Raw genomic sequence first — 12,040 nt, 5'->3', positions numbered from 1 at the left:
AATTTCACCATTGCTTGTCAAACAAAATCGTTTTTGCGGCGCACAAAGAAACGCCCTGCCGACACGGGTGGCAGGGCGCAGAACTATTTGCTGTGTGGGTGAAAAATGCCGCGTGCTAGCGCAGCAAACTTTCCGCGGTGGCTTCGTCGGTAATCAGCGTTGAAATCAGTTGCCCGCGCATCGCACCGCGAATCGCGGCAACCTTTTTCGCACCCTTGGCAACCGCAATGGTGTTTGTTGCGGGCTGGACAGCCGGCGCACTGGTGACACAGTGATTGACCGGGTGATCAAGGATATTGCCGTCCTGATCAAACGACCAACTGATCACTTCGCCGATGCCACCACTTTCGCGCAGCGACACCAGCTCGTCTTTCGAGATAAAGCCGTCAATATGCAGCGGCGCATCATCGCCAAGATGCCCGACCCCGATAAAGCGGATGTCAGCTTCGCGCGCGAGCTTGAGGATATTGTCCATCGGGGGCTGTTGCTGCATGCGTTCACGCATTTGCGGATCGGCAATGATCACCGGGATCGGCAGCGGGTAATGCGGCGCACGGGTGCGGTCGGCAAGATCGGTCACCGCGTCATAGAAACTGGCCGCCCCGTCATGGGCGATGGTGCCGACCAGCGAGACGATCTTGTGATGATAGGCATCAATACGCCCGATTTCATCGACCATGGCGCGCATGGCACGCCCGGTACCGAGTGCGATGATTTTTGGTTCCGTGGAATGCAGCGCACGTTCGAGATAGTTTGCCGCCGCCTGCGCCATGCCAAACATCGCATCGGGTGCCGCCGGATCGGTTGGCACCACATCACAACCGGCAATACCATAGGTCTCGCAGATCGCCTTGCCCAGTTCCATGCAACGCGCAATCGGATGATCAAGGCGAACCTTTACCAGCCCCTCGCTGACGGCAGCGGACACCAGACGCTGTGCGGTCGGGCGTGACACGCCAAGCTTCTGGGCGATTTCATCTTGCGTGTTGCCAGCACAGTAATAAAGCCAGCCAGCGCGGGCGGCTTCATCGAGGCGGGCCGCTTCCTTGCGGGTGCGTTTGACCATCTCATTCCCCGGACTTTTTGATCCGTTGCCAAAAGGCGAACAGGTATTTTTTGCTTTTGAAAATTTGTCTTCTTTTTCCCTAGCGCCTTTTTTTGCCTCTGACCAGCATCTTGCCGGGATATGGAACGACAAAACCCGCCCATGACAGGCGGGTTTTGGTTGAAATCTGTTGCGGACCTAAGGGATCGCTTATTTCTTCGGCAGGAATTCTGCGACCAGTTTTTCGGCAATCTGAACCGCGTTCAGGGCAGCACCCTTGCGCAGGTTGTCGCCAACACACCACAGTGACAGGCCGTTTGCGACCGTCGGGTCCTTGCGCACGCGCGAGACAAAGACATTGTCCTCGCCCTGGACTTCCTGCGGGGTGACATAGCCTTCGTCCTGCCGGTAATCGACAACCGAAACACCGGGGAAGTTTTTCATCGCCTTGCGGGCTTCTTCGACCGTGATCGGTTTTTCAAACTCGATATTCACCGCTTCGCCATGGCCGACAAAGACCGGGACGCGCACGCAGGTGGCGTGGACTGCGATTTCCGGTGCAAGAATTTTGCGGGTCTCGACCGACATTTTCCATTCTTCGCGGGTCGCACCATCATCCATGAAATTGTCGATATGCGGGATGACGTTAAAGGCGATCTGTTTGGTGAATTCCTCCTTCTTGGGCGGATCATTCACATAGATGCCTTTGGTCTGGTTAAACAGCTCGTCCATGGCGGCACGACCGGCACCCGACACCGACTGATAGGTCGCAACAACGATGCGTTTGATCGTGGCAATGTCATGAAGCGGCTTAAGGGCCAGAACCATCTGAATGGTTGAGCAGTTCGGGTTGGCGATGATGTTCTTTTTGGCGTATCCGGCCAGCGCATCGCCATTGACCTCGGGCACGACCAGCGGAACACCCGGTTCCATGCGCCAATAGCTGGAATTGTCGATGACAACGCAGCCTGCCTCGGCAGCCTTGGGTGCCAGTTTCTTGGCGGTTTCACCACCGGCCGAGAACAGGGCGATATCGGCCTTTGAAAAATCAAAGGTTGCGGCATCAAGAACACTGATCTCGTCATCTTCGCCATAGCCCACGGTGCGCCCGATGGATTTCGACGATGCCAGCGCAAAGATTTCGTCTGCCGGGAATTTGCGTTCGGCAAGGGTGTTAAGCATCTCGCGCCCGACATTTCCGGTCGCGCCGACAACAGCGATTTTGTAGCCCATCAGGGTGCCTCTTTCAGTCTTGTCGGCATGGCGGTCACAACGGTACCGGAACGGGAAAACCCCGTGCGACAACGGATGACGCAGCGACCATGCCTTTGGGTAATGTCTGATAATCTGCGGCGAGATGTAAGGGTTTCTCGGCGATTGCGCAAGCATGTCGTTGCCAATGTGATCATGATTACTACTTGAGATCGCAGAAAAATCTGGCAGAATTACCAAAGGGGTTCATGTAGCGAACCTGAAATCAGAAACGTTTTGCATCTTGCCAGGTTGATTTCTGAATTTCTGCCTGGTTGGCGTCCATGCCACCGATGTGACCACCTGACGATCCTCCGGACGGCCAGACAAAACGATCCTGATCACGGGTTCGATGCAGATATGCGGTGTTGCCGCATATGGGGCGATCACTACTCGGACTTTTATAAAAAGGACGGCCAATGACGTACCCGATGAGTTTGGATTGGACACAGAAAAAGGTTCTCGATTTCTTTCGGGAACATGTCACGCGCGGGACCTTGGTATTCCGTGTGGATGACAAGCACGAGGTTGTGCTGGGAGATGGATCAGAACCGCGGGCGGGTATGACCGTCCCGGATTGGACCAACACACTTAAAATGGCACTGAGCCCGGACCCGGGCTTTGGTGAAGCCTTCATGCATGGCGGGTTCGACCTTGTGAACTGCGAGATGGAGGACCTGATCAAGGTGCTGCGTCTTAATTTCGAAGGCGGGCATTCGACCAGCGGGTTTGGCAGCTTTATTGAAAAGCTGCAGGCGCTGAAATTCCAGATCGGGCAGTTTACATCGGTCAGGGCGGCGTCGCACCGCGTGCGCCATCACTATGATATCGGCAATGATCTTTACACCCGGTTCCTTGATCCGGAGATGCAATATTCATGTGCCTTCTGGGATGATGGGGCCCAGACCCTTGAAGAAGCCCAGCACCGGAAAATGAGCCTGACCACCCAGCGTCTCAAGATCAATGAGCCGGGCCTGCGTGTGGTCGATATCGGTTGCGGCTGGGGCGGGTTAAGCCGCTTTATCCACCGTGAGACCGGGGCGGAAGTGCATGGCATCACGCTTTCGACCGAACAATATAACTGGGCGCAGGAAAAGCGCTCAGAGATGGGCGGTAATATGAAGGCGGGGCTCGATTACCACCTGCTGGATTATCGGCTGTTTGCCGATGCCAATGCCGGGAAGTATGACCGCGTGGTGTCGGTCGGCATGTTTGAACATGTCGGTCGCCATCAGTTCAAAACCTATTTCGAAAAGGTCAGTGAGCTGCTTAAGGCCGGTGGGCGGGCTGTGATCCATACCATCATTAAGCCGCGGGCTGAGTTTACCTCGCCATGGATTGATAAATATATCTTCCCGGGCGGGTATATTCCGGCGGTGCATGAAGTGATCGAGGCTGCCGAACATGCCAACCTGACGGTAGAGGCTTCTAACTTCCATGCCGGTCGCAACTATGCTCAGACGCTTATTGCGTGGCGTGATCGGTTCCGCAAAGTCGCCGATGAACTTGACCCGGAAAAGTACGACGAAGAATTCAAACGCATGTGGGAGTTTTATCTGGCTGGATGCATCAATGCCTTTGATGCGGGCGAGGGCGGCGGCGGCATGCGGGTCGGCCAGTTCGTCTTTACCAAGCCGGGCTTTGAATATGCCTGAGGGTCGCAATGATAGAGGGCGGGGAGCGATGGTTTCCCGCCCTGTTTGTTTTCTGCTTGCTGCTTCCCATATTCAATAAAGAGCCGTGCGACCCTGTTGCGGCGAAATGCACCGCATGACTGCAAATCAAAATCAAAACAAAGAAGATCAAAGACGTGCCTTCAAACCAAGCCACATCGCGTGATGGACCGGCACGACAGATGTGAAAAGCGACATACCGGTCATTCAGTCGGGAGGAAACGACATGTTTGAAATGATCAACCGGGATGACGCGACCCACGCCAGAGACGGTGACACAGCGCTTGCACCGCATATCGGGCGGCCAGAGGACTATGTCCGGGCCCTGGCCGAAATTGAAATGTCGAGCTGCGAACGCGATATGCTGCGTGCGCACGCCAAAGCCCCGGGGCGCAAGATTACCGGCCTGAAACTGGCCGAGACGGTCGGGCATTTCGGATGCCGTATTGGAAATAAGAAGTATGGCCGGCTTGCCGCCAAGATCGCGGCCGCAGCAGACCTTCCGATGTGCAAGAGTGATGTCAGTGATTATCTGGCGGCGATATTCACCCTTGCCGAGGGAACGCAAAGTGATGGCGAGGACTGGACATGGGTGATGCATGACAATGTCGCCCGCGCGCTTGCGGATGCGGGCATTGTCTGAGGTCCCTGATTGCTGATTTGATAAATTTCGAATTTTACGGGCGGGTCGTGTAACGCGGGCCGCCCGTGTTTCGTCCTTGTGGGCAGAAGGGGAACATTTCCACTGTATTCCTCGTGTCACCAAGGAGAATTGCCATGACCCGCTTTGCCTTTCATGAAGTCAGCCCGAAACTGTTCCAGGCCCAGTTTGACCTTGCCACCAAGCTTGGCGAAAACCCGCTGATTGCACCGGTGCTGCGTGATCTTATTGAATGTCGGGTGTCGCAGATCAATGGCTGTGCCTATTGCGTTCGGATGCATTCTGACAGCTTTGCCAAACATGGCGGCGATCCGGTCAAGCTTGCGATGTTGCCGGTTTGGCAGGGTGCCGAAGGGTTCAACGCGGCAGAGCGTGCGGCACTGGCATGGGCCGAATGCCTGACCCGGGCGGAATGCCAAGTCACGATTTCGAAATGCCATCGCGTGCTTCTTGATCATTTCGAAGAAGCCGAGATTTCGGAGCTGACCTGCATCATTGCCACGATGAATGCATGGAACCGGTTGGGCATCGCGCAGCATGAATTTGCATGATCGTCGCAAGCTTCCTGACGGAGGCGTAAAAACCCCTTACAATCGGAGACACACAGCGATACGGGATTTCCCCGTATCGTTTCACGCGTTTGGTGGGACATCTGTGGCAGATCGGATTTTTGAACAACACAGGGCACGGTTGACCGCGTTGGCTTATCGTATGCTGGGCAGTCACGCCGATGCCGAGGATGCGGTTCAGGATGTCTGGTTGCGGTGGCGCAATCAGGATCTTGAGACGATCAATGACGCCACCGGCTGGCTTGTCCGGGTGTGCAGCAATATCTGCCTCGATGTTTTGAAATCAGCCCGCCGCCAGCGCGAAAACTATGTCGGTCACTGGTTGCCTGAGCCGTGGTTGCCGCCCGAACAACCCAAAGCCGAAACGCAACTGATCGAACAGGACGGCCTTGGGCAGGCTTATATGTTGATGCTTGAACGTCTTGCACCGGTGGAACGTGTTGCGCTTGTGCTGCATGAAGTTTTTGATTGGATGCATGACGATATCGCCCCGCTGATCGAACGCACGCCGAACAATACCCGTCAGATCCTGTTCCGCGCCCGGCGCAAGATGCAGCGCGACAGTGATCGCGATGCGACGCCCGAACCGAATGCAACCGCCTGTGATCGGGATCGTCTGGATGCGTTTGTCACGGCCATCGGGACGAGTGACGTTGGCCGGTTGCTAGATCTTCTGGCACCTGATGTTATTTTGCATTCCGATGGTGGTGGCAAGGCACTGGCGACCGCCAATCCGCTGTTTGGTGCCGATCATGTGTCGCGGTTCTTTCTTGGTGTCTGGGGCAAGCGCAGCCCGGGTGAGCGCATCTTTGGCGTCACGATCAAGGATCAATGCTGGATCCTTCTGGCCGAGGACGGAGTTGTGGCAACCGCACTCTGCGCGACCGAACGCGACGGAAAGATTGTTGATCTGTTTGTCCATCGGAACCCGGACAAGTTGGCGCTGTTTTCCGGCATTCTTGCCGATGCCGTCGAGATTATCCATTAATGCAAAAAGGCCGGATAACTATCCGGCCTTTTTAATATCGGGATCGCTTAAAACGATCAGACGAGCTTGTCGAGTTCGTTGATCAGCGACTCACCCATAACCGTGGTCGAGACCTTGGCCATGCCCGGCTGCATGATGTCTGCGGTACGCAGGCCGCCCTTAAGGACGTTCTGTACAGCGTCTTCGATCAGGGTGGCGTCGTCGCCCATGTCAAACGAATAACGCAGCATCATGGCGAAGGACAGGATGGTTGCCAGCGGGTTGGCGATGTCCTGACCGGCGATGTCCGGGGCGGAGCCGTGTACCGGCTCGTAAAGCGCCTTGCGCGCACCGTTTGCATCGGCCGCACCAAGGGATGCAGACGGCAACATACCAAGCGATCCGGTCAGCATGGCGGCACAATCCGAAAGGATGTCGCCAAACATGTTGGTGGTGACCATCACGTCAAACTGTTTCGGGTTACGCACGAGCTGCATGGCAGCGTTATCGACATACATGTGGCTCAGTTCGACTTCCGGGAAGTCCTTGGCAACACGTTCGACAACTTCGCGCCACAGAACGGTGGATTCCAGAACGTTGGCCTTATCGACAGAGCACAGGCGCTTGTTGCGTTTCATCGCCATGTCAAAGGCAACGCGCGCAATGCGTTCGACTTCCGGCTCCGAATAAACAAGGGTGTTGAAGCCGTGACGGACACCGTCGCGTTCTTCGATGCCGCGCGGCTGACCGAAATAGATGCCACCGGTCAGTTCACGCAGGATCATGATATCAAGACCCTTAACGACGTCTTCTTTAAGCGTTGATGCACCGACAAGTGCGTCAAACACCAGTGCCGGACGCAGGTTGGCAAACAGGCCCATTTCCTTACGGATCTTGAGCAGGCCACGTTCCGGTTTGATGTCGAACGGCATGTCGTCCCATTTCGGACCACCAACAGCACCCAGAAGAACAGCGTCGGCTGCCATTGCATCGGCCAGCGTTTCGTCGGTCAGCGGGTTTTTATGGGCATCAATGGATGCGCCGCCGATCAGACCTTCGGTGATTTCGAAATTCACGCTGCGCTTTTTCGCCATCCAGTCCATGACGCGCTGAACCTGACGCATGACTTCCGGGCCAATTCCGTCGCCCGGCAGCATCAGTACTTTTTTGGTGGTGCTCATAAATGCTTCCTTCCCATATTTTTTGGGGCCGCTCACCCCGTAACGATCAGAAAACGGGCGGCAAACCGATGTTTGCCGCCCGTTTTTGCAATTACAGCGACAGCCAGGGCTGCGATGCAGCGCGCTTGGCTTCGAAATCGTTGATGGCATCGGCCTTCTGCAGGGTCAGGCCAATGTCGTCGAGACCATTCAGCAGGCAATGCTTGCGGAATTCTTCGACTTCAAATTTGATGCAGCCGCCGTCCGGCCCGGTGATTTCCTGATTTTCAAGATCAACCGTGACGGTGGCATTGGCACCGCGTTCGGCATCGGCCATCAGTTTGTCGACATCTTCCTGCGGCAGACGGATCGGAAGGATGCCGTTCTTAAAGCAGTTGTTATAGAAAATGTCGGCAAAGCTTGGTGCGATCACGCAGCGAATGCCGAAATCAAGCAGCGACCAGGGTGCATGTTCACGCGACGAGCCACAGCCGAAATTGTCACCCGATACAAGGATCTTGGCGTTGCGATAGGCCGGTTTGTTCAGAACGAAATCCGGAATTTCGTTACCGTTATCGTCGTAACGCATTTCATCAAACAGGTTCTTGCCAAGGCCCGAACGTTTGATGGTTTTGAGGAACTGTTTGGGAATGATCATGTCGGTATCGACATTGATCATCGGCAGCGGTGCTGCAACACCGGTGAGCTTGGTGAATTTTTCCATTATCTTATCCCTTGCTTCCAGTTTCCCAGGCCAGACCGAGTGCTTCGATCAATTCTTCGGTCGCGTCGAGTTCCTGTGCTACGAAGTCCGGCAGGTTGATGCCGGTCAGTTGCGGCAGGAGGTGCTCAAGCACCGGTGCGCGGCCCAGACGAGGGGCACTTTCGCGGAAATTGATCAATGTGTGATCGGCCATGGGGAACCTTCCTTAACCGAGTTTGCGAATGTCGGTCAGATGACCGGTGATCGCAGCCGCAGCTGCCATGGCCGGGCTGACGAGGTGGGTACGACCACCACGGCCCTGACGGCCTTCGAAGTTACGGTTCGAGGTCGAAGCGCAACGCTCGCCCGGGGCCAGACGGTCCGGGTTCATCGCCAGACACATCGAGCAGCCCGGCTCGCGCCAGTCAAAGCCTGCTTCGATGAAGATCTCATGCAGGCCTTCTGCCTCTGCCTGTTCTTTCACAAGGCCGGAGCCCGGAACGATCATGGCATTGACGGTTTCGGCAACCTTGCGGCCCTTGGCGACTTCGGCAACAGCACGCAGGTCTTCGATACGACCGTTGGTGCAAGAACCGATAAAGACGCGGTCGATCTTGATTTCCTCGATCGGGGTGCCGGCGGTCAGACCCATATATTCCAGCGAACGGGCAATGGCCTTTTGCTTGCCGGCATCCTTGCCGTCAGACGGGAACGGAACGGTGCCGGTAACCGGAACGACGTCTTCCGGGCTGGTGCCCCAGGTAACCTGCGGGACGATTTCGGCGGCATCGATTTCGACAATCTTGTCGTAATGTGCGCCTTCGTCAGACGGCAGGGTCTTCCAGTATTCAACAGCCTGCTCGAACGCGGCACCTTTCGGGGCCATCGGGCGGCCCTTGATATATTCAAAGGTTTTCTCGTCCGGGGCGATCAGGCCTGCGCGTGCACCGCCTTCGATCGACATGTTGCAGACCGTCATGCGGCCTTCAACCGACAGCGAACGGATGGCCGAGCCAGCATATTCGATGACATAGCCGGTGCCGCCAGCCGTGCCGATGCGACCGATGATCGCAAGGGTGATGTCCTTGGCGGTCACACCCGGATGCAGATCGCCTTCGACCTTGACCAACATGTTCTTGGCCGGTTTCTGAACCAGCGTCTGGGTGGCCAGAACGTGTTCAACTTCGGACGTGCCGATACCAAAAGCCAGCGCACCGAATGCGCCGTGGGTAGAGGTGTGGCTGTCACCGCAAACCATGGTCACGCCAGGAAGGGTGAAACCTTCTTCCGGGCCGACAATGTGCACGATGCCCTGACGGAGATCGTTCATCGGGAAATAGTGAATGCCGGTATCCTTGGCGTTCTGGTCAAGGGTTTCAACCTGGATGCGGCTGTCTTCTTCCTTGATGCCTTCGGAACGGTCAGAGGTCGGAACGTTGTGATCCGGCACAGCGAGCGTCAATTCCGGATGGCGCACTTTGCGGCCCGAATTGCGCAGACCTTCGAAGGCCTGCGGGCTGGTCACTTCGTGGACGAGATGACGGTCAATATAAAGCAGGCAGGTACCATCATCCTGCGTGTCGACCACATGGCTTTCCCAAATCTTGTCAAAAAGGGTTTTAGGTTGACCCATCTCGACCTCCTCATAATACATCGATCTTTTGAGCAGCAACGATCAAGCCGCTGGGTGCGGTTCTGGATGGGACGAAGATCGCGGCAATACCTGCTTTTGACGGCGGGTAGGGCTTGGCGTTTCTCCGGCGCAACCGGCTTTATCCGGTTTGCGAAATTTTATTATCCAGAACCACGCGGGTTTGTTCGTTTTTGCCGCGGGAGTGCCTTTATACACGCCGCCTTCCAAATCGCAAGGTATCGGGCGCGTGTTTTTGGATGATGCACACTTTTAAATAGAGTGTGCCATTTTACAGCATCCCAGAGTAGCCAAATCAGTGTTTAACGATATAGGTAAGGGATATCTGATATAATGAAAGCTGATAAATTTATCGTCGGATTTCTGCGGGGCTGCATTCTTTGAGGTTAAATCCGGCGATTCGCTATAATGCAACTAAAGAGTGCATTCAGTGGTTTCTGATCTCGTTCTGACCAGGGACCGGAAACGAAGACGGGCCCACCCGAAGGTGAGCCCGTCTTTGTTCTGATGCTGAAAACAGCGAAGAATTACTTCTTCTTGCGTTCTTCGGCGGTCAGTTTGCCTTTGTGGCCGGTGGTCTGCTCGGCGATACGTGCAGATTTACCGGTACGGCCACGAAGGTAGTAGAGTTTCGCGCGACGTACGTCACCGCGGCGAACGACTTCGATTTTGTCGATGGCCGGGGAGTACGACTGGAAGATACGCTCAACGCCTTCGCCCGATGCGATTTTACGCACGGTGAAGGAAGAGTTCAGGCCGCGGTTCTTACGCGCAATGCATACGCCTTCGAACTGCTGGATACGCTCACGGGTACCTTCAACGACTTTCAGGTGTACACGGACGGTATCACCTGCATCGAATTCCGGAACTTCGCGCTGCGCAACGATTTTGTCGAGCTGCTCTTTCTCGAGCTGCTGGATGATGTTGGTCATGGTTTAACCCTCTTTGATGTTCCCGTTTGCCACGTACCGGTCCCAAAGGTCCGGGCGTCGCGCGCGGGTAATTTCTTCTGCCTGAGCATGCCGCCAGGCTTGTACCTTGGCATGATGTCCGGAAAGCAAGATCTCCGGCACTTCACGCCCGTTCCAGTTGGCCGGGCGCGTGTAATGCGGATATTCAAGCAACCCGGTTTCAAAGCTTTCCTCGTCGACAGACTCGGTCTTGTTGACCGTTCCCTCGATGAGGCGAATGCACGATTCAATCAGGACCATGGCCGGCAGTTCGCCGCCCATGAGGATGTAATCACCGATGCTGATTTCCTCGGCCTCGTGTTCATCCAGAACCCGTTGGTCGATACCTTCGTAACGACCGCAAAGCAGGATGGCACCCGGGCCTGCTGCCAATTCGCGGCAGCGTTTCTGGTTCAGCACTTTTCCCCGCGGGCTGAGATAAATCAGCGGCAACTGCGGTGCAGAGCCACGCAATTCACGCAGGGCGGCGTCGACAATATCCGGGCGCATGACCATGCCGGCCCCGCCCCCGAAGGGATTGTCGTCTACAGTGCGGTGGCGGTCGGTTGCATGATCGCGGATGTCTTTGACATCAAGCGACCAGATCCCGTTTTCAAGCGCCTTGCCAGCCAAAGACTGACCAAGCACACCCGGAAACATTTCCGGGAACAGGGTTGCAACTTTTGCCTGCCACACAGACATCGATCAGGCCTCCTTCCCGCTGCCGGTCGCGGTTTCCGCGCCTACTGCATCTGCAGCAACGGCATCAGAATCGCGGTCGGCCTGAGAGTCCTTGCGGGGTTTGTTCGGACGACGGTTACGATTACCGGGTCCGTCCTCATCCTGCAGTAGCCCCTCGGGCGGATTTACCACCATCTTGCGTTCCGAAAGAATGACCTCGGGCACGACTTCCTTGGTGAAGGGAAGAACAACTACCTTGTTTTTGGCTTCTTCGAGCGCGACTTCGATTACGTCGCCAGCGCCAAAATCAGCCACACCCCGTACGGTGCCAAAAACCGAACCATCAATGTGGAATGCTTTCAGGCCGACAAGGTCAGCAAGGTAGAATTCATCTTCTTCAACCGTGTCAGGCAGTGCAGCACGCGGTACATGCAGCTTGGTGCCCCGCAGCCGTTCGGCAGCGTCCCGGTCGTCCACACCTTCGATCTTGGCGATCAGCTGGTCGCGGACATGTCCGACAGGAGACAGCTTGTATTTCACGCGTCCCTTGGCGTCGAACAACGGGCCGTAACCGACAAGGTTATCCGGATCGACGGTATAGCTTTTGACGCGCACGGCACCACGCACCCCGTGCGGGGCGGTGATCATGCCGACGCAGACATAAGCTTCGTCGTTTTTGGATTTGCGGGTATCAGCCATTTCGGTTCACAAGTTTCCGGTATCTGATCA

Annotated in this window: 13 protein-coding genes; 4 read left to right on the top strand and 9 right to left on the bottom strand. The window is 55.9% G+C overall.

From position 1 onward, the window contains the following. Positions 1-115: 115 nt before the first annotated feature. Both AC5Q5A_RS12460 and AC5Q5A_RS12455 read right to left on the bottom strand, forming a co-directional pair. Positions 116-1,066: a sugar-binding transcriptional regulator gene (locus AC5Q5A_RS12460; RefSeq protein WP_063089203.1), complete on the bottom strand. Its 951-nt coding sequence runs from the start codon at positions 1,064-1,066 to the stop codon at positions 116-118. A 189-nt stretch (positions 1,067-1,255) separates the two neighbouring features. Next, positions 1,256-2,278 carry an aspartate-semialdehyde dehydrogenase gene (locus AC5Q5A_RS12455; protein WP_063089365.1) on the bottom strand — a complete coding sequence of 341 codons (1,023 nt, stop codon included), beginning with the start codon at positions 2,276-2,278 and terminating at the stop codon, positions 1,256-1,258. Positions 2,279-2,727: 449 nt separating this feature from the next. Here AC5Q5A_RS12455 and AC5Q5A_RS12450 point away from each other — a divergent pair, with 449 nt between their 5' ends. The 4 genes from AC5Q5A_RS12450 (at position 2,728) to sigJ (ending at position 6,187) form a co-directional block, all read left to right on the top strand. Then, positions 2,728-3,951: an SAM-dependent methyltransferase gene (locus tag AC5Q5A_RS12450; RefSeq protein WP_063089195.1), complete on the top strand. Its 1,224-nt coding sequence runs from the start codon at positions 2,728-2,730 to the stop codon at positions 3,949-3,951. A 244-nt stretch (positions 3,952-4,195) separates the two neighbouring features. Continuing rightward, positions 4,196-4,612 carry a hypothetical protein gene (locus AC5Q5A_RS12445; protein ID WP_493895469.1) on the top strand — a complete coding sequence of 139 codons (417 nt, stop codon included), beginning with the start codon at positions 4,196-4,198 and terminating at the stop codon, positions 4,610-4,612. Between the two features lie 134 nt (positions 4,613-4,746). Continuing rightward, positions 4,747-5,181 carry a carboxymuconolactone decarboxylase family protein gene (locus AC5Q5A_RS12440; protein WP_493895468.1) on the top strand — a complete coding sequence of 145 codons (435 nt, stop codon included), beginning with the start codon at positions 4,747-4,749 and terminating at the stop codon, positions 5,179-5,181. After that, positions 5,174-6,187, top strand: coding sequence for an RNA polymerase sigma factor SigJ (sigJ, locus tag AC5Q5A_RS12435; RefSeq protein ID WP_493895501.1), 1,014 nt, complete (start codon positions 5,174-5,176; stop codon positions 6,185-6,187). The genes AC5Q5A_RS12440 and sigJ overlap by 8 nt, the downstream gene beginning before the upstream one ends. A gap of 56 nt (positions 6,188-6,243) precedes the next feature. On the opposite strand, the gene leuB is transcribed toward sigJ, so the two are convergent. The 7 genes from leuB to rimM all read right to left on the bottom strand — a co-directional run bounded on the left by leuB (position 6,244) and on the right by rimM (position 12,010). Then, positions 6,244-7,347 (bottom strand): 3-isopropylmalate dehydrogenase, encoded by a 1,104-nt coding sequence (gene leuB, locus AC5Q5A_RS12430; RefSeq protein WP_493895467.1) that lies wholly within the window; start codon positions 7,345-7,347, stop codon positions 6,244-6,246. 91 nt (positions 7,348-7,438) lie between these two features. Further along, positions 7,439-8,050, bottom strand: a complete 612-nt coding sequence (leuD, locus tag AC5Q5A_RS12425; RefSeq protein ID WP_008889809.1) for a 3-isopropylmalate dehydratase small subunit — start codon at positions 8,048-8,050, stop codon at positions 7,439-7,441. A gap of 4 nt (positions 8,051-8,054) precedes the next feature. After that, positions 8,055-8,243: a hypothetical protein gene (locus tag AC5Q5A_RS12420; RefSeq protein ID WP_008889810.1), complete on the bottom strand. Its 189-nt coding sequence runs from the start codon at positions 8,241-8,243 to the stop codon at positions 8,055-8,057. A 12-nt stretch (positions 8,244-8,255) separates the two neighbouring features. Then, complete coding sequence (gene leuC, locus AC5Q5A_RS12415; RefSeq protein WP_008889811.1) at positions 8,256-9,662, bottom strand: 3-isopropylmalate dehydratase large subunit; 1,407 nt, start codon at positions 9,660-9,662, stop codon at positions 8,256-8,258. A 545-nt stretch (positions 9,663-10,207) separates the two neighbouring features. After that, the gene (gene rplS / locus AC5Q5A_RS12410) at positions 10,208-10,612 is read right to left on the bottom strand and encodes a 50S ribosomal protein L19 (RefSeq protein WP_008889812.1); all 405 of its coding nucleotides are present in this window, start codon (positions 10,610-10,612) and stop codon (positions 10,208-10,210) included. Positions 10,613-10,615: 3 nt separating this feature from the next. Continuing rightward, complete coding sequence (gene trmD, locus AC5Q5A_RS12405) at positions 10,616-11,332, bottom strand: tRNA (guanosine(37)-N1)-methyltransferase TrmD (protein WP_008889813.1); 717 nt, start codon at positions 11,330-11,332, stop codon at positions 10,616-10,618. A gap of 3 nt (positions 11,333-11,335) precedes the next feature. Next, entirely contained in the window at positions 11,336-12,010 is a 675-nt protein-coding gene (gene rimM / locus AC5Q5A_RS12400; protein ID WP_008889814.1) for a ribosome maturation factor RimM, read from the bottom strand. Positions 12,011-12,040 lie beyond the last annotated feature (30 nt).

The sequence above is a fragment of the Thalassospira sp. CA1 genome (genome assembly GCF_059052855.1).
The sequence above is the reverse complement of the archived record's forward strand: the minus strand, read 5'-3'. Positions and strand labels throughout refer to the sequence as shown.